A 17,690-nucleotide genomic window follows, 5' to 3' on the forward strand; every position below is an offset into this window, starting at 1 on the left:
ACTATGACAGCGGTGGTCAGGTCATCGCCTCGAAGGAGTAGTGCAGGCCGTATTGGGTTCTGTCGTAGGCGTGCACGAGCATGGGCTCCCCCGCACAGGCATGGTCGGAGTAGACCAAGATCGGGCCGTCGGTTTCGTTGATCACGGCGTGGTAGCCCGGGCCGAGGTCGTGGCAGTCGCCGGGCCGTGGGTCCCCGATCCCCCACGCAGGCTCGCCGAGGTTGCTGATGATCACGGCTCCCGAGGCGGCGGTGGCCGGGGTGGCGGTGAGCGTGACGGCCGTGGCGGCCACGGTCAGCAGGGCGAGGATGGAACGCATAGCGGATCCCTTCTGAGAAGACAACCCCCTAATCATGCACAGTCAGTAGTTGATTAGTCACTTAAGGCGAGCGACACACCGTGGCCTGCGCCGAACGTCAGCGCAGGCCCGTACTCGCCCGTGGCAGTGCCCGTCACCTGCGGCGGGCGTGAGGTCGATCGCAGGGTTGCGGCCAAAGAAGCCGACAGGCCCCGAGCGTGAAGCCGGTGTACTCCATGGGCATCACCGGGACGTCGAGGTCGCGATGTCGGCGACCAGCGTGGCGAACCGGCCCTCACGCTCCGCGGCGGTGGTGGCGCCGCTCCAGTGGTGCGACTGCACGCCTTATGGCTCGGACCCGCACATTGGGGTGCCAGCCATAAGGCGGAGCGGGTCACCTTCCCCGGCGGGCGGCCTTGCCACCGGCACCGAAGAACAGGATGGTCGCGGCCAGACCCAGCACAGCGACGAGCACGTCGGCGACCAACGTGAGGGTGGGCAGGCTGATGAACAGGCTCCCCACCTTGAACAGGACGGAGAAGATGACGATGATGGTGGCGAAGATCCGGACGGCGGTGCCGCCGCGCAGCGCCAGCCAGGCGAGCAGTACGAGCACGAGCGACCAGAAGATCGTGCTGTAGGCGAGCCCGGAGTAGATCATCTGGAGCCCCTCGAACCGGTCGCTCTGGATGTCGACCTCGTCGAGGCTCACGGGGGCGGAGCCCATGTCCGAATTCGCGGCGATCTGCTCTTTGATCGCCTCTGTGCCGGAGACGATGATTCCGATGGCGCTGATCACGTTGAGCACCGCTGTGGCGATGGCCGCGTAGACCGCTCGGGTTAAGTTCGCCGGCCTCTGGGGGGCGCCGGCGACGCGCCGGTCCTCGAATTGGGTGGGGGCTTGCCGTTCGTACATGGACATGCGGATCCCTTTCCGGAACGTTGTGTGTCTCGACGATGCGGTGATTACTGACCCGTGTCAGGCACTCCGCGACCGTTAATGCCACGCACATTTCGCGCGGCCTTGAGAGGTATAGCAGATTCGCCCGACATCTGCGGGCGGCGGCGAATTCTGGAACCGCTCCGATAGCAATCCCCTTCGTTCGATCGGCGGGGGAAAGCGGCTTCCCAGGCGGTTATTCCACCGCTCACCTGCGACGGAAGACGGACGGAAGCAAAACGGAAGAGCGGCACTCTAATGTCCTGCGACGTCAGCCGGGCCCACCCCAACGCCTCTTTGGAGCCGAATTTTTCGCGGCATCTCCGCTGAGTCGAGCGCACGGAAGAATGACACGCAATAAATGCCTCCCAGGGCGTTCTGCCGGGGGCTTTGTAATCACGGGCAACGGCAGGACCGGCGAGCTATGACGCGACGGCGAAGGGGGGAAGTCGGCCGGCGGCATCGTCCAGGTGCGGCGTGCTGAGGGTGGGCTGGTGAGGGTCGGGGAGGGAAAGTTCCCGCCTGATCGTCCGGCCCGCCGCGCAGCCCCTGGCCGGCACCGACCTCACGAGTCGGCGCCTTGCGCCGCACACGCCGTCGGCCTGGCAGTGGTGCTAGTGGCGGCTCTTGGCCTGGAGTTCGGGGGCGGTGCGGCCGGCCTGGGCGAGATGTCGCAGCGCCGAATGTCGGAGCTGATGGCCACCCGGGCTCGGCGGAACTCCAGATCGAGGTCCTCGACGTTGCGGGTAGCCCGGTCGCGGCGGCGGGCCGGTCTCACCCGATTGGCCGCCGTCGCCCGGTCGGTCTCACCTGATCCGCCCGCCGGGATAACGGGCGGATCAGGAGGCGAGCGTCATGCGCGTCAGGGGCGGCCGACGCTGAGGTAGTGGTAGCCGGCGGCCCGCATCGTCGCCGGGTCCAGCAGGTTCCGGCCGTCGAACAGCACCGGCCGGCGCATCGTCGCGACGGCCTGCGTCCAGTCGACCTGGGTGAGCTGCGGCCACTCGGTGACGATGATCGCCGCGTCCGCGCCCGCCAGCGCCTGCTCCACGCTCGCATGGCGCGTTGTCGACGTCCAGGGCTCGGCCGCGGGCGGGCGGGCCATCGGATCCCAGCAGTGCACCTCGGCCCCCTCGGCGAGCAGCCGGGCCGCCAGGACGGTGCTGGGCGCCTCGCGCATGTCGTCCGTCCCCGGTTTGAACGTCAGGCCGAGCAGTGCCACCCGCGCACCCGCCAGCGTGCCGAGCTCGTCCTTGAGCTTCTGGATCGCCCGCCGCTTCTGCAGATTGTTGACCTCGATCACCGCTGACAGCAGCTGCAGGTGGTAGCCGGTGTTGTTGGCCAGCTGCCGCAGCGCCTCGCTGTCCTTGGGGAAGCACGAGCCGCCCCAGCCGATGCCGGGCCGCAGGAAGTGCGGTCCCAGGCGATGATCCAGTCCGACGGCGTGAGCCACCTCCTCGACGTCGGCCCCGGTCTTCTCGCACAAAGTGGCGATCTCATTGATGAAGCTGATCTTGGTGGCGAGCAGCGCGTTCGCCGCGAGCTTCACCATCTCCGCCGAGCGCACGCTCATCACCGCGACCGGCCCGTCCACGCCCTCGTGCAGCTCGGTGAGCAGGCGGGCGGTCGCTCCGTCGGACGTCCCGATGACGATGCGGTCGGGATGCATGAAGTCGCTGACCGCGCGGCCCTCAGCGGTGAACTCCGGGTTCGCGGCATAGCCGACGTGGCCGAGCCCGGCGGCATCCAGCGCGGCTCGCACCTGGCTGCCGGTGCCCACCGGCACGGTGGATTTGACCACCACGGCCCGCAGGTGAGCGGCGTCCTTCAGGGCCGTCACCACCGACCAGACCCGTGACAGGTCCGCATCACCGGAAGCCGACGGCGGCGTGTCCACGCAGACATAGGCGATCTCGGCACCGGTGACGGCCTCGGCCAGGTCCAGCGTGAAGCTCAGCCGTTCCTTGTTCCGGGCGATCATGTCGCCCAGGCCCGGCTCGTAGATCGGCACATCGCCGGCCTGCAACAGCCTGATCTTCTCCGGGTCGATGTCCCGGACCACCACCTGGTGGCCGAGGTCGGCGAGACAGGCACCGGTCACCAGACCGATGTATCCCGCCCCGAACACAACAACACGCCGGTAGTGCGGCTTTCCCACCATGCGGCAGCCCGTCCCCTTTCTCCGCAACGCGTGGCCGAGCAGAGCCGAGCGGCTCGGGACCTGCGTGCCGGTGTCCCTTCACAAGCTTCACAAGGAGGTCCCACCATAGCCCCCGCCTCCTTCACGCCCCGGGCTGGCCCATGTGGCTTCGCGGGACTCGGCGAAGCGAAGCGGCGCGGCTCGGGTGGGAGCCACCGCGCTCTGGCCCATTCCAAGATCGTACTGACGCGCGCCCATGACCACCCGGCCGGGTTGACCACGCTGTGCAGGAGGCCGGGGCCGTCCCGCATCGCGCTGTGGGCGGGCCTGACGCTCCATGTCGTCTTCATCGCCAGGTCGGCGGCGGAGGCGTCGGGAGGGTGGCCAGATGGTCTTGGAGTTCGGCGTGCCGGAACCGGTAGATCGGGCCGACCGTGCGGAGCAGCCCGAGTCGGTGAGCGTGTTTCGCCCTGCTCGGCGCTGCTACCCGCCGGCGGCTCCTGGCGGACCGCCTTTGCGCGGACCCGTCCGATTCGCCCCAGTCAGTTGCTCGGCCGGCCACGGAAAGCGAGTGATCTCTCATGCTTCGCACTCTCTCCGGCAAGGCACTCGCCGTCCTGGCGGCCCTCGCTCTGGTCTTGACGCTCCACAGCCCCCGGCTTCCCGCGACGACCGCCCGGGACACGGCCGCCTCCGTGGGGCTGCAGTGCCAGGGTCTCTCCTGCCGGTACTACTTCAGCCGGGCTCAGACCGCGAAGATCAAGACCGCCCTGGATGCCAGGGAGCGGACCGCCCAGGCCGGGGCCCAGCTCATCTGCTCCAGGATCCCGCACAAGGTGGTCGCCGCCTTCTGCCTGCCGGCCTTCGCCTATCTGTATGACAGCGCTCGGAGCCGGCTCGTCAACGCGTACAAGATGGGCGGATGCCTGGTCGTGCGGGCCCGGGTGAGCCGGCGCAAATCGATCACGTTCGCCGGCGTTCCTCCGACCCACAGCAGATGTGTGTGACCGACATTTCCCGGTGAAGCACCGTCCACCCGCCGACCGTCTCCGGCATCAAGCGTGAGCTGGGTGCCGGGGATGCTCTTGCCCGGGCAAATCCGTACTCTCCCGAAATGCCAGTCGATGCGGCACGCACACCTCGTGCGCCTTGTCCGTCCCGCCGCTCAGCCGCTCGGCCAGCAGGTCCACCGCCGACTGCGCGATCAGCGCCTTGTCGGGCGCCACGGTCGACAGCGTGGGCGTGGCGAACCGGCCGTCCTGGATGTCGTCGAACCCCATCACCAGCACGTCGCCCGGCACCTCGTACCCCCGCTTGAGCAGCGTCCGCAGGGCGCCCAGCGCGAGCGTGTCGTTGAAGCAGAAGACCGCGTCCGGCGCGCCGGAGTCGAGCAGGCGGCTCATGGCCTCGGCGCCGTCGGCGCGCCCCCAGCGTGCGACCGGCGCGATCAGTGACGGGTCGGCGGGGAGGCCGGCCTCGGCGAGCGCCTGCCGGTAGCCCTTCAGCCGCAGGCGGCCCGTCGCGGCGACGGCCGTGCGCTGCACGCCGATGGCGGCGATCCTGCGCCTGCCGTGCTCGGCCAGGTGCAGGGTGGCCGCCCGCGCGGCGGCCACGTTGTCGATGCCGACGTGATCGTACGGCGAGCGGCCCGTCCCGATGCGCTCCCCGAGCAGCACCATCGGCGTACGCTCGTCGCGCCCGGCCAGGTCCTTGCCCGTGAGCGCGAGCGGGCTGAACAGCAGCCCGTCGATGAGGTGGTCGCGGATCCCGGAGATCACCACGCGTTCCTTGGCCCGGTCGCCCTGGGTCTGGTCGATGAGCACGGTCCAGCCCCGCCGGTCGGCCGCCTCGATGACGTTCGTGGCCAGTTCGGCGAAGTAGGGGTTGTCCAGGTCGGGCACCGCCAGCGCGACCACGCCGGAGCGGCCCGCGCGCAGGCTGCGCGCCGACAGGTTCGGCCGGTAGGAGAGCTCGGCTATCGCCGCCTCCACCCGCGCCCGCGTCTCGCCGCTGACATGGGGATAGTCGTTGACCACGTTGGACACGGTCTTGATCGACACCCCGGCCAGCTCGGCGACGTCCTTCAGCCTCGGCCGCACCATGCCCCCTTCGCCATCGGAACCCTACCTGGTTTACAACGATGTAACGAACTGGCGCCAGGCAATTTACAACGTTGGAACCAACGATGTACAACGTCCGTAACCTCACGGTCAGGAGTGATCTGGCATGTCCCAAAACGACCTTTCCAGGCGGCGCGCGCTGGGCCTGGGCCTCGGCGCGCTGGTCATCGGCGCCGCGGGCTGCGGCGGAGGCGGCGGTCCCAAGCAGGCGCAGGCGCCGGCCACCGCGCCGGCCACCACGGCGGCGCCGACCGAATACACCGGTCCCTCGGTCTCGCTGAAGTTCTGGAACGGCTTCACCGGCGGCGACGGCCCGTTCATGAAGAAGCTGGTGGACCAGTTCAACGCCGAGCACCAGAACATCAAGGTGTCGATGAACGTCTACCAGTGGGCCGACTACTACGCGAAGGTCCCCGCGGCCGTCTCCGCGGGTCAAGGCCCTGACCTCGGCATCATGCACGTCGACAGCGTCGCCACCAACGCGGCCCGGCAGGTGGTCCTGCCCCTCGACGACGTGGCCAACGCGCTCAGCCTCACCGAGGCGGACTTCTCCCCGCCGGTCTGGAAGGCCGGCGTCTACAAGGGCGCGCGCTACGCGATCCCGCTCGACGTGCACCCGCTCGGCATGTTCTACAACAAGACGGTCATGAAGAAGGCTGGGCTCGACCCGGAGCAGCCGCCCAAGACCGGCGAGGAGTACATGGCGGCGCTGGAGGCGCTGAAGAAGGCGGGCATCCAGGGGCACTGGGCCACGCCGTTCCCGTTCACCGGAAGCATGCAGTTCGGGACGCTGCTCTACCAGAACGGCGGCCAGCTCTTCGCCGACGACGCCAGCGCCTCGCGCTTCGCCGAGGACCCCGGCGTGCAGGCCCTGACCTGGCTCGTCGACCTAATCAACAAGGGCTACAGCCCCAAGAACGTCGGCCAGGACGCCGACTTCATCGCCCTGCAGAACGGCAAGGCCGCCTTCAACTGGAACGGCATCTGGTCCATCAACACGCTCAAGGAGATCAAGGACCTGGAGTGGGGTGTCGCGCCGCTCCCGCAGATCGGGTCGAAGCCGGCGGCGTGGGCGGGCTCGCACCAGTTCGTGGTGTTCAAGCAGCGTACGCCCGACCAGAACAAGCTGACCGCGGCCAAGGTGTTCATCAACTGGATCAGCGGCCACTCGCTGGAGTGGGCCAAGGGCGGCCAGGTGCCTGCACGCAAGTCGATCCGCGACGGCGCGGAGTTCGCGGCGCTGAAGGAGCAGGCCACGATCGGCACCCAGATCGACTACCTGTACTTCCTGCCGTCGGTGGCGGGCATCGGGGACGCCTCCGCGGTCGTCGACCAGGCGATCAACGCGGCGATCCTGCTCAAGAAGAGCCCCAAGGACGCGCTCACGGAGGCCGCCGCCAAGGCAGACAAGATCCTTGAGGCCAACCGGAAGAAGTACGGCGCCTGATGGTCGCGATCTCAGCGAAGGGGACGGCGGGCGTTCCCCGGTCGGGCAAGGCGACGCCGTACCTGTTCCTGGCGCCGTACCTGATCCTTTTCTCCGTGTTCGTGCTGGCCCCGGCCCTGTTCGGGATCTGGGTGAGCCTGCACGACTGGGACTACCTGCTCGAGGGCAAGCCGTTCGTCGGCCTGGACAACTACACGGCGCTGTTCGACGACCAGTCGCCCGTCTACGGCGACTTCTGGATGTCGATGCGGGCGACCGGGATCTTCACCGTGTTCAGCGTGCCGTTCCTGGTCGTGCTGCCGCTCGGGGTGGCGTTGCTGCTCAACCGGCCCTTCCGGGGCAGGACGCTGTTCCGGGGGCTGTTCTTCGCGCCGTTCGTGCTGGGCGTGGCGGTGGTGTGCCTGATGTGGCGGCTGCTGCTCGACCCGAACCTCGGCCTGGTCGACTGGATCCTCGGCACGCCGATCCCGTGGACCACCGCGACGCCGTGGGCCTGGATCGCGCTGGTCGGGGTGACGGTCTGGTGGACGCTCGGGTTCAACGCGGTGATCTACCTGGCCGGGATGCAGGACATCCCGCGCGAGCTGTACGACGCGGCGAAGGTGGACGGCGCGGGGCGGTGGGGCGAGTTCGTCCACGTCACGCTGCCGGGGCTGCGGCCCGTCGCGCTGTTCGTGGTGACGACGACGATCCTGGCCTCGGCGAACATGTTCGGGCAGTCGTACCTGCTGACCCAGGGGGCGCCGGGCGGGGACACGCGGACCGCGATCATGTACATGCTCCAGCAGGGGCTCAGGGAGTACAAGATGGGCAGCGCCTCGGCCATGAGCTACCTGCTCACGCTGCTGCTGATCCTGGTCAGCGTGGCCAACTTCCGGCTGTTCAGGACCCGGTCATGAAGCGCTACACGGGCCTGGTGGCCCTCGCCGTGCTGTTCGTGGGGCCGCTGGTGTGGGCCCTGGGCGTGTCGTTCAAGACGCAGACCGAGGCCACCCGGGTGCCGCCCACGCTGCTGCCTGCCGAGCCGACGACGTCCGCGTACGGGACGGTCTTCCAGGGCACCACGGACACGCCGGTGCTGCGCTGGTTCGCCAACAGTCTCATCGCCGCCACAGGGCACATGCTGCTGGTGCTCGCGGTGTCGTCGCTGGCCGCGTACGCGCTGGCCAGGCTGGAGTTCCGCGGCAAGAAACTGATGTTCGGGATGATCGTCGGCACGCTGCTGGTGCCGGGGTTCGTCTTCCTCATCCCACAGTTCCTGATCGTCGACCAGCTCGGCTGGCTGGACAGCCTGACGGCGCTCGTCGTGCCGGGGGCGGCGGGCGCGTTCGGGGTGTTCTTCCTGCGGCAGTTCTTCCTCGGGCTGCCGCGCGAGCTGGACGAGGCCGCGCTGATGGAGGGCGCCAACCACTGGCACATCTTCTGGCGGGTCACGCTGCCGCTGTCGCGGCCCGCGCTGGCCACGCTGGCCGTACTGAGCTTCCTGTCCAACTGGAACGACTTCATCTGGCCGATCTACGTGATCTTCAGTCCCGAGTACTTCACGCTGCCGCCGGGCCTGTCGATCCTGCAGGGGGCGTACACGATCCACTATCCGGTGATCATGGCGGGCGCGGTGCTGGCCAGCATCCCCGTCCTGATCCTCTTCAGTCTGACCCAGCGGTACGTCATCGAAGGCATCTCTCGTAGTGGCCTGAAGGGCTGACACATGCACCTGGCTGTCATCGCCACACTGATCCTCTCCCTCTTCACCAATCCGGCGTCCGGCTCCTTCTCCGACACGTTCGCCGACCCGTCGGTGATCCGCGGGCAGGACGGCTACTGGTACTCCTACGGCACGTCGGACCCGCTGCGCGAAGGCGAGAAGGTCCTGCACAGGCTGCCGATCGCGCGCTCCGGCGACCTGGTCAACTGGACCTACGTGGGCGACGCGTTCGGGCCGGACAACCTGCCGCCGTACGCGGCGCCGGGCAGCCTGTTCTGGGCACCGGACATCCGCTACCTCGACGGCCAGTACGTCATGTACTTCACCGTCACCGACACCGCCACCACGCCCGCCAACTGGGACTACTCGATCGGCGCCGCCACGGCGCCCACGCCGACCGGACCGTGGACGCACATCGACGCCCCGGTCGTCGCCCCGCGTCCCTCGGGCAACTCGTACTGGAACACCATCGACCCCTCGCAGTTCACCGACGTGGACGGGCGCAAGTACCTGTACTTCGGCGGGTTCTTCGGCGGCCTGTGGGTGACCGAGCTGTCCGCCGACGGGCTGCGCGCCACCGGGCAGCCGCAGCAGGTCGCGATCGACAACAAGTTCGAGGGCGCGTACGTGGTGCGCCACGACGGCTACTACTACCTGCTCGGCTCCTCGGCGAACTGCTGCGCCGGGCCGACCACCGGCTACTCGGTGCTGGCCGGGCGCTCGACCAGCCCGCGCGGGCCGTTCGTCGACCGCGAGGGCGTGCCGCTGCTGGCCTCACGCGCCGGTGGCACCCCCGTCCTGGACCAGAACGGCAACCGCTTCATCGGCACCGGCCACCACGCCCAGCTCACCGACCTTTCCGGTCAGGACTGGATGCTCTACCACGCCATCGATCGAAGCGACCCGTTCCTGGACGAGCCGTACGGGATCAACGAGCGGCCCATGCTGCTGGACCGGCTGGACTGGATCGACGGCTGGCCTACCGTGCGTGCGGGGGCCGGGCCTTCCGAGCAGTCACGGGAGACGCCGGTGACCCGCGGGGTCGTGGACGATCGGTTCGCGGGCGATCTGTCGGGCTGGCGGAACACGGCCGGCTGGACCGTACAGGATGGACATGTCCGTGGCCAGGGCACGCTCGTCAGCCGCAGGTCGCTCGACGGAGACGTCCGCGTCGAGACCGACCTCAAGACGGACAAGTCCGCCGGGATCCGCATCGGCGGCACGACCGCGGTCGTTTCGCCCGACGGGTTGACGCTCACCTCGGGCGGCGCGTCCCGTACGGTGGCGCTGCCCGGAGGGGCCGCGACCTGGCACAACCTGGCCGTCACCGTCAAGGGACGGACGATCACCGCCGAGGTGACCGAGGCCCGGCTCCGTGACCCGCAGGCGAGCGTCACCGTCACGGGCAGCGCGAACGGCCCGATCGGGCTGGTCGCCGACGGGGGCGCCGACTTCGACAACGTCACCGCCGCCCCGCTGTTCAAGGCCGTCACCAAGGCGGCGCCGACGCCGCGCACGGGCAGGCTGCTGGACGCCGACGAGTTCGACGGGCCGCTCGACTCCCGCTGGACCTGGGTCCGGCAGGACGCCGCGGCCAGGAACGAGGAGGGCGTGCTGCGCTGGCCCGTTCAGGGCGCCGACCTGGTCGGGACCGGCAACAAGGCGTCGGTGCTGCTGCGCGAGGCCCCCAAGGGCGACTACGTCGTGGAGACCAAGGTCACGCTCGACCTGGGCGAGGACGCCGTACGCAACTACCAGCAGGCCGGGCTGGTCGCCTACGCCTCCGACGACGACTTCGCCCGCCTGTCCCAGGTCGCCATCTGGAACACCCGCCAGGTCGAGTACGGCCGCGAGCTGACCTTCGCCGGCCGCCTGTCCTACGGCGGCAACATCGTCGGCCCGCCCGCGAAGACCACCTGGCTGCGGCTGGCGCACCACGTGGACCCGGCCAACGGGGAGCACGAGTTCCGCGCCGGATCCAGCCGCGACGGCAGGACCTGGACCTGGGGCGGCGTGTGGACCTTCCCCAAGGACACGGCCGTGCGCATCGGCCTGGTCGCCCACGGAGGGGCCCAGCCGGCCGTCAACGCCGACTTCGACTACGTACGCGTCTACCGAGGAGCCTGACCTGTGCCACAAGCACACCTGACCCTTGACCCCTCTTTCCGCATCGCCCCCGTCAACCGGCGCCTGTTCGGCTCGTTCGTCGAGCACATGGGCCGGTGCGTCTACACCGGCATCTACGAACCGGGCCACCCGGCGGCGGACGACAACGGCTTCCGCACCGACGTGCTGGAGCTGACCCGCGAGATGGGCGTGAGCGTGGTCCGCTACCCGGGAGGCAACTTCGTCTCCGGCTACCGCTGGGAGGACGGCGTCGGCCCCGACCGGCCCTCCCGGCTGGACCTGGCCTGGCGGCAGATCGAGACGAACGCGTTCGGGCTCAACGAGTTCATGTCCTGGACCCGGGCCGCCGGGGTGGAGCCGATGATGGCCGTCAACCTCGGCACCCGGGGCCTCCAGGAGGCCTGTGACCTGCTCGAATACGCCAACCACCCCTCGGGTACGCGGTGGTCGGACCTGCGGGTCAAACACGGAGTGACCGACCCGTACGGGATCAAGCTCTGGTGTCTCGGCAACGAGATGGACGGACCCTGGCAGATCGGCCACAAGACCGCGCACGAGTACGGACGGCTCGCGAACGAGACGGCCAAGGCCATGCGGCTCGTCGACCCCGACATCGAGCTGGTGCTGTGCGGCAGCTCCAACAGCGGGATGCCGACGTTCGGCGCGTGGGAGGCCACCGTGCTCGAACACGCCTACGACGCGGTCGACTACCTGTCGCTGCACAACTACTACGAGGAGAACGGCGACCTGCCCGGCTTCCTCTGCAGCGCCGTGGACATGGACCGCTATATCTCGGCCATCGTGGCCACGGCCGACCACATCGGGGCGAAGCTCCGGCGCAAGAAGAAGATCAACCTGTCCTTCGACGAGTGGAACGTCTGGTACCAGAGCCGGTTCGCCGGGCGCGAGCGCTCGCCGTTCCAGGAGGCGCCGGAGCTGATCGAGGACACCTTCACCGCCGCCGACGCCGTGGTGGTGGGGGACTTCCTGATCACGCTGCTGCGGCACGCCGACCGGGTGAGCATCGCCTGCCAGGCGCAGCTCGCCAACATCATCGCGCCGATCAGGACCGAGCCCGGCGGCCCGGCCTGGCGTCAGACGATCTTCCACCCGTTCGCGCTGACGGCCCGGCACGCGCGCGGCACCGTGCTGCGGGTGGAGCCGTCCGGGCCACTCCTGGAGACCGAACGGTACGGCGAGGCGCCCGCGCTGTCGGCGGTGGCCACCGTCGACGGGTCCCGGGTGGCGCTGTTCGCCGTCAACCGGTCGCCCGACCAGGACCTCGACCTCACCGTCCGGCTCCCGGCGGCGGTCAGGCCGGTGTCGGCCTCGGTGATCGCCGCCGGGAACGACCCGCACCGGGTGGAGGCCCTTCCGCAGCCGCTGGCCGTCCAGGCTGACGGCGACCGGCTGACGGCGCGGCTGCCCGCCGCCTCGTGGACGATGATTCTTGCGGAGAGTGATTTGTAGACGGGAGGCCCGACCGGGCCGGCTCCGTCTAGGGCCGCGCTCCAGCTCACGCGGGAGCGCGGCCTCACCCCTGACAGTGCACCGGCATGACCGTCCCGCTGTGGTCGCGGCACGTCGCCGGAGCATGCCGGCGCCGGGCGCGGATCCGAGCCGACTCAGCGGCAGCCGCCACCGGCAACCGCAGCCCCAGCTTCCGCGTCGGCCTGCGTGCCGGTCTGGGGGTCGGAGATTCTGAGTACGAAGCGTTCTGCGGCGGCGACGCGGTCGCCGCTCTGCGTCTGTTCTGCTGGAACACTGAAGTCTCCGCAGCCTTCTACGGTCCTTTGCAACATCTCGAGCTCGCCCTGCGCAGGGTGCTGGACCAGCGCATGTTCCAGCTGTTCGGCCGCGACGAATGGCGGGCTCACCCCCGTGCCCAGTGGCACCGGTCCGCTCGGCCGCGGCAACAACTACGACCAGCGGCTCTGGCGCACCAGCCTCTATCAGGCCTTTCCCGGGTACCGCGGCGGCCGCCATGCGCTGCACCGTCAGCTCGATTTCCTGCGCGTTCTGCGCAACAAAATTGCCCACCACTGCCCGATTCACCACCGGCATCTGCAGGCCGACCAGGACACGATCTTGCAGCCGAAGCGGGCGTCCGCCTCCAGCCGGGTGCCTCACATGGTTAACGTGCCTTACAACCCCTGAATACCTGTCAGGCACGTTCCCGGACTGCCCTTCTTGGCACCCCAGATAACGGCACCAGCCCCGCCACAACGCGCTGCGACACCTTGCCGAAGCCGGACGCACCGCACCTGACCTGCAGGCCGAGTCCCGCCATCAGCACCTGGCCAGCCTCGGCCGCTACGTCCGCCTCGGAGAGGAGACCTCCGCCCGCACCACCGCCGAACGCGACCCAGCGGCCCGGCGACACCAACACTGAGAACTGGGGCCTACGCCACGCGGCGCGTTTTGGCGTACTTCGACCGCATTCGTTTTGTAGTGGCGCGGTGCCAGAGTCTGGTCCTTTACCAGTCCTGGAGGCCGTCTGGTTTCATTCCATGTCGCGCTGACACAGCACGCGGAAGGTCGTGAGGATGTAGGCATGAGTTCATCGCAACCCCTCGCCGACCCTGGGTCCGAGCCGGACACAACCTCAGGCGGGGCGGTGAATACCGCTGGCGCGGGGTCCGGCCCCCCATCGCCGCACACCCCTGGGTCTGCCCCGGACCACCGCTACTTGCTCGACAACGCCCGGGTGGAGGCGGGCGAGCGGTTCACCTGGCTGGCCGAGCTGTTCGACGGTGTCACACGGGGGCACTTCGACCGGCTCGGAGTGAAGGCGGGCTGGCGCTGCTGGGAAGTCGGTGCCGGAGGCCCCAGCATTCCCGAGGCACTCGCCACGGCCGTCGGACCAACCGGTTACGTGCTGGCCACGGACATCAATCCGGCCTGGTTGGACCCGCACGGCGGGTACGAGGTGCTCCGGCACGACATCGTCGGGGACCCGCCGCCGCAGCCAGGCACGTTCGACCTGGTACACGCCCGGCTCGTGCTCGTCCACGTGCCCGACCGTGCCCGGGCGTTGGCGACGATGGTGGCGGCGCTGCGCCCCGGTGGCTGGCTGTTGGTCGAGGACGCCGATACCGAGCTGCAGCCGCTGGCCTGCCTCGATGAGGTTGGCCCGGCACAGCAGCGCGCCAACCGGCTGCGGTGCGCCGTCCGGGAGTTGATGACCCGCCGTGGCGCCGACCTGCGCTACGGCCGTACGCTGCCGCGGGCGTTGCGTGCGGCCGGCCTGGCCGATGTCACGGCGGCCGGCTGCTTCCCGGTCGGCGGGGTAGCCTGCGACCGGCTGGAGACCGCGACGGTGCGCATGGTCCGCGCCGAGTTGCTCGCCGCCGGGTTGGCCCACGACGCCGAGATCGACGCGCACCTGGCCGCCATCGATGCCGGCGAGCTCGACCTCACCCTCGCGCCGCTGATCTCGGCATGGGGACGCCGCCCGGGATAGCCCGCGGCGTCCGGGCCGCGGTCAGCCACACGCCGGTGAGCACGGCGCAGGCCGGCGTCACGATGGCTTCAGCATGCCGAGCCTGACCGCCGCAGCGATGCGGCGGTCCTACCCGACCCCGAGGCGACCCGACCGGCCGTCCCCCTGCAACACCGCGCCCTTCGGCGGCGAAACTCGGCACGGGTGATCCGGCTGCGGACTTCACGGTCCCGGAGGGAAGACGCCCTGGCCCGGAGTGAGGATTCCGTCGGGATCGTAGCGTTCATGGGCCGCCTCGAAGGCGGCCCATGCGGGGCCGTAGTGGGTGCGCCACTCCTCAGGCGTGGTGGGTATGGAGCCGACCGGGTACTGGTAACCCCCGACTGCTCGGGCGCGCAGGTAGAGGGAACGGTTGGCCTCCACCATGTCCTGCGGACTCTCGGCTCCGGGCGAGGCGGTTCTGAGCAGTGTGAAGAGGAAGACCGTCTCCTCGTCGGGCATGCGCAGCAAGGGCAGGTGCAGGCGGGCGCGGGGGAAGGGATAGAGCAGGACCACGCCGCTGGCGCCGACCTCGGTCTCGGTCAGGTCCTTGATGGCGGCCTCCACGAAGGCGTCGGTGCGGCTCGCGGGCAGGAACATGTTCCACCAGGGGTGCGGGCGGTACCACTCGCCTGTGGACTTCAGATAGGCGACGCCCGCGGCGAGCCGGTTGAGGAAGTCGAAGTAGGACATGTCCTGGATCTGCCGGTCGCCGGGCTGGTCGCCCAGCCCGTCGAGCAGCCTGGCGTCGTCGGGCGGGGTCGTGCCGTCGAAGAAGGCGACCGCTTCAAGCTGGTAACTCCAGCCGGCGGAGCCGGTCGGCAGCCCGAGCTCTCCCTCCACGTAGGCGAAGCGGCCGTCGTTGACCACGCGCCGCTGGTCGGCGGTCAGCGCGGCGACGCTCGGGTAGGAGAGCAGGTAGTGGCGGACCGTCGCGGGGGCGGGCAGCAGGCGCACGGTGGCCTTGGTGATGATGCCGCACTGTCCTCTTCCAGCCAGCGCCGCGCGGAAGAGGTCGGGGTGCAGCTCCGCGGAACACCTCCTCAGGCTGGCATCCCCCGTGACGACCTCCAGCTCCACGACGCTGTCCGCCTGGGATCCGTGGTGGTGGGTCTGGCCGCCGACACCGCCCACCGAGAGCGTGCCGCCGACCGAGAGCTCCAGGTAGTCGGTGAAGACCGGAGGGGTCAGGCCGTGGGCCAGGGTCGCCTGCGCCAAGCTGCTCCAGAGCGCGCCCGCCTCCACGACGGCCGTGTCCTCCCGCACCTCAACCGCGTTGAGCGGGGTCATGTCGATGATCAGACCGCCCGCGACCTGGCCCTGACCTAAGGTGGCGTGTCCCTGGCCGCGCGCGGCCACCTGCAGGCTGTGCGTCCGGCAGTACTTCATCATCAGCATGATGTCCGACACGGCGCCGGGCTCCAGCACGGCCCCGGGGGTCCGATGGACCAGGTGCCCGAAGTCGTCGGCCGCCTGGCCGCGCGAGGCGGGATCGGTCACCACCCTGCCCTTCAGCGGCGGCAGGTCGACCATCCCCTGAGACTGGGCGGCGTCGGTGACCCACGTGCGCGTGGACGGGTCGAAGCCGACCACGGCCGCCCCCGCCGTGAGGAACGCCCGTCTCCACGGATACCACGTCATACCCGATCCTTTCGCAGCGGTCACGTCGCGTCGATAATCGCCGACGGCACCCGGCGACGCCACCCGAACGAAAACGGATGACAGCCACAAAAGGGTTACTACGGCGCTTCGGGCCTCGACGGGCCGGCGAGCATCATCGGGGCAGGATGGACCGATGAGTTTCGCGTGCCTGGCCGGCATCGACGAGCACGCAGCCGTCAACGTCTGATAACCCGCCGAGGAGGAAAGGCATCCGGGCGGACCGAATCGATAACGTCTGTCGGCGTCAGGCACGCTCAGGCACCGAACGAAGATCGCCCGCCCAGCGCCAATTCCCGCACGCATCCTCCTCGAAGACCTGCCTTCGCGCCGATGCACGAAACACCGCGCGAAGTTTATCTTGGGTGGCGTCCACGAAAGGATTCGGCCGAAACGTTTCGTGGCAGCAGCGTTCGCTCGTGGGGTGCCCATTGGTGAAAGAAACGGGCCATGCCGTCCACACGTCGGTGGGATGATTCCAGAAGATCATGCGCGCGGCGCTGGAGGAACCCGACGTGACGCCCTCAAACGCACTGACGAACGTGGAGAGGTCGCAGCGATTCCAGGCTCGGCCGCTTTCGCGGAGGAGACGGGCGGTGGTCTTGTCGTGGTAGCCGAGGGCGACGACGGGGGCGGACATCTTCAGGAGTTGCTGCCGGATGGCGGCACCTCGGGCGGCGGCCGCTGGGACATCGATCTCTCTCAGGAGCGGGGACAGATGGTCGGGGCGGCAGGGCCGACCCGCGCGTCGGCCGGGGAACAGCCAGCGAGAGGGCCCTGCTCACCCGGCGCCTCCACGGCCGAGCCATCGCGGGAGGCGGCCCGCTGCTTCACAATTGCGTGACCCGCCGCCTCCCCTTATGGTCGGGAACCATGAAAATCGTCAAGATCGCCGCACTGACGTGCGTGCTCATGACCCCCTTAGCCGGAACGGCCGCCGCAGCAACCGCGTATCCGGTCAAACATCCCAAGCTGATCGCCAACCCCCTTTACGACGCCGGGGTCCTCCCGACGACGACCTGTGAAGAACCCCCGCTCAAACGCAACAATCGCCAGCTCGGACGCGCCTATATCAACGCGATGCTCGCTTGCCTGGAAACGACCTGGGAACAACACCTCACCAGCACGAACCTGCCCTACCGCCCGGTCAAGGCGCGGCACGTGGACAAAATACCGAAGAAGTACTGCGGAGCCACCTTCAACCAGAAGAACGACTCAGAGGCCTACTACTGCGAAAAGACCGGCACGCTGACATTCGAAGTCGGCAAGGAATACTTGGACGACCCCACAGACCTCTGGATCCTGTATCAGGTCGGCTATATGTACAGCTATCACGTCCAATACCTCACCGGCATCGCGGACGCCTACAACGTGGTGAAGTACCGCAACAAGTCCGAGCTCCAAGAGCAGCAACGGCGCTACAGCTTGCAACGGGATTGCCTGGCCGCCGCGTTCATCAAAAGCGTCTGGCCACTGACCGGGCGTACTGGCAAGGACTGGAGCTATTTCCTGACGTTGCCCAGCGGTGACACCTCTGAGAAGGATCGCCGCTGGGGAAAGACGTCCAGCATCGGCTACTGGCTCAAGCAGGGCTTCGCCACCGCCGACCCTGCCTCGTGCAACACCTGGACCGCCGCCTCGGCCAAGGTGGCGTAGCACCGCGCGCCTGGTCTTACCTGCTCATGCGCCATCCTTCACGGAGTACGGGACATCAATGCCCGGCTCAGCCTGCATGACGGCCACAGAAGCGAAGGCGCACAAGACGGAAACGAG

The 17,690-nt window shown here is 69.0% G+C and carries 16 protein-coding genes; 9 read left to right on the forward strand and 7 right to left on the reverse strand.

The window, feature by feature from the left end:
* Nucleotides 1–16: 16 nt before the first annotated feature.
* From AB0L65_RS07810 to AB0L65_RS07820, 3 genes are all read right to left on the reverse strand, one after another.
* A complete protein-coding gene (locus tag AB0L65_RS07810) occupies nucleotides 17–319 on the reverse strand; it encodes a hypothetical protein (protein WP_363968892.1) in 303 nt (100 codons plus the stop codon).
* A gap of 373 nt (nucleotides 320–692) precedes the next feature.
* Nucleotides 693–1,220, reverse strand: coding sequence for a hypothetical protein (locus tag AB0L65_RS07815; RefSeq protein ID WP_364241669.1), 528 nt, complete (start codon nucleotides 1,218–1,220; stop codon nucleotides 693–695).
* Nucleotides 1,221–2,100: 880 nt separating this feature from the next.
* Complete coding sequence (locus tag AB0L65_RS07820; RefSeq protein ID WP_364241672.1) at nucleotides 2,101–3,399, reverse strand: UDP-glucose/GDP-mannose dehydrogenase family protein; 1,299 nt, start codon at nucleotides 3,397–3,399, stop codon at nucleotides 2,101–2,103.
* Nucleotides 3,400–3,959: 560 nt separating this feature from the next.
* On the opposite strand from AB0L65_RS07820, the gene AB0L65_RS07825 reads away from it, so the two are divergent.
* Entirely contained in the window at nucleotides 3,960–4,385 is a 426-nt protein-coding gene (locus AB0L65_RS07825; RefSeq protein ID WP_364241675.1) for a hypothetical protein, read from the forward strand.
* Nucleotides 4,386–4,433: 48 nt separating this feature from the next.
* Here AB0L65_RS07825 and AB0L65_RS07830 read toward each other — a convergent pair whose 3' ends face one another.
* Nucleotides 4,434–5,480 carry a LacI family DNA-binding transcriptional regulator gene (locus tag AB0L65_RS07830; RefSeq protein WP_364241678.1) on the reverse strand — a complete coding sequence of 349 codons (1,047 nt, stop codon included), beginning with the start codon at nucleotides 5,478–5,480 and terminating at the stop codon, nucleotides 4,434–4,436.
* 124 nt (nucleotides 5,481–5,604) lie between these two features.
* Between AB0L65_RS07830 and AB0L65_RS07835 the strand changes: the two genes are divergently transcribed.
* From AB0L65_RS07835 to AB0L65_RS07855, 5 genes are read left to right on the forward strand one after another with little or no spacing between them, the layout of a single operon-like run.
* Complete coding sequence (locus AB0L65_RS07835; RefSeq protein ID WP_364241681.1) at nucleotides 5,605–6,945, forward strand: ABC transporter substrate-binding protein; 1,341 nt, start codon at nucleotides 5,605–5,607, stop codon at nucleotides 6,943–6,945.
* On the forward strand, nucleotides 6,945–7,844 hold the full coding sequence (locus AB0L65_RS07840) for a sugar ABC transporter permease (protein ID WP_364241684.1): 900 nt from the start codon (nucleotides 6,945–6,947) through the stop codon (nucleotides 7,842–7,844). Before AB0L65_RS07835 ends, AB0L65_RS07840 begins: the two co-directional genes overlap by 1 nt.
* Nucleotides 7,841–8,650: a carbohydrate ABC transporter permease gene (locus AB0L65_RS07845; RefSeq protein ID WP_364241687.1), complete on the forward strand. Its 810-nt coding sequence runs from the start codon at nucleotides 7,841–7,843 to the stop codon at nucleotides 8,648–8,650. The genes AB0L65_RS07840 and AB0L65_RS07845 overlap by 4 nt, the downstream gene beginning before the upstream one ends.
* 3 nt (nucleotides 8,651–8,653) lie before the next feature.
* A complete protein-coding gene (locus tag AB0L65_RS07850) occupies nucleotides 8,654–10,777 on the forward strand; it encodes a family 43 glycosylhydrolase (RefSeq protein ID WP_364241689.1) in 2,124 nt (707 codons plus the stop codon).
* 3 nt (nucleotides 10,778–10,780) lie between these two features.
* Nucleotides 10,781–12,247: an alpha-N-arabinofuranosidase gene (locus AB0L65_RS07855; protein ID WP_364241692.1), complete on the forward strand. Its 1,467-nt coding sequence runs from the start codon at nucleotides 10,781–10,783 to the stop codon at nucleotides 12,245–12,247.
* A gap of 155 nt (nucleotides 12,248–12,402) precedes the next feature.
* On the opposite strand, the gene AB0L65_RS07860 is transcribed toward AB0L65_RS07855, so the two are convergent.
* Nucleotides 12,403–12,654 (reverse strand): hypothetical protein, encoded by a 252-nt coding sequence (locus AB0L65_RS07860; protein ID WP_364241695.1) that lies wholly within the window; start codon nucleotides 12,652–12,654, stop codon nucleotides 12,403–12,405.
* Between the two features lie 4 nt (nucleotides 12,655–12,658).
* Here AB0L65_RS07860 and AB0L65_RS07865 point away from each other — a divergent pair, with 4 nt between their 5' ends.
* Entirely contained in the window at nucleotides 12,659–12,934 is a 276-nt protein-coding gene (locus AB0L65_RS07865) for a hypothetical protein (RefSeq protein WP_364241698.1), read from the forward strand.
* 532 nt (nucleotides 12,935–13,466) lie between these two features.
* Complete coding sequence (locus AB0L65_RS07870) at nucleotides 13,467–14,240, forward strand: methyltransferase domain-containing protein (RefSeq protein WP_364241701.1); 774 nt, start codon at nucleotides 13,467–13,469, stop codon at nucleotides 14,238–14,240.
* A gap of 201 nt (nucleotides 14,241–14,441) precedes the next feature.
* Here AB0L65_RS07870 and AB0L65_RS07875 read toward each other — a convergent pair whose 3' ends face one another.
* Nucleotides 14,442–15,899, reverse strand: coding sequence for an FAD-binding protein (locus AB0L65_RS07875; RefSeq protein WP_364241704.1), 1,458 nt, complete (start codon nucleotides 15,897–15,899; stop codon nucleotides 14,442–14,444).
* 265 nt (nucleotides 15,900–16,164) lie between these two features.
* On the reverse strand, nucleotides 16,165–16,557 hold the full coding sequence (locus AB0L65_RS07880) for a hypothetical protein (RefSeq protein WP_364241707.1): 393 nt from the start codon (nucleotides 16,555–16,557) through the stop codon (nucleotides 16,165–16,167).
* Nucleotides 16,558–16,790: 233 nt separating this feature from the next.
* Here AB0L65_RS07880 and AB0L65_RS07885 point away from each other — a divergent pair, with 233 nt between their 5' ends.
* Entirely contained in the window at nucleotides 16,791–17,573 is a 783-nt protein-coding gene (locus AB0L65_RS07885; RefSeq protein ID WP_364241710.1) for a hypothetical protein, read from the forward strand.
* Nucleotides 17,574–17,690 lie beyond the last annotated feature (117 nt).

This window comes from Nonomuraea sp. NPDC052116 (assembly GCF_040680035.1).
Taxonomy (GTDB): Bacteria; Actinomycetota; Actinomycetes; order Streptosporangiales; family Streptosporangiaceae; genus Nonomuraea; species Nonomuraea angiospora_A.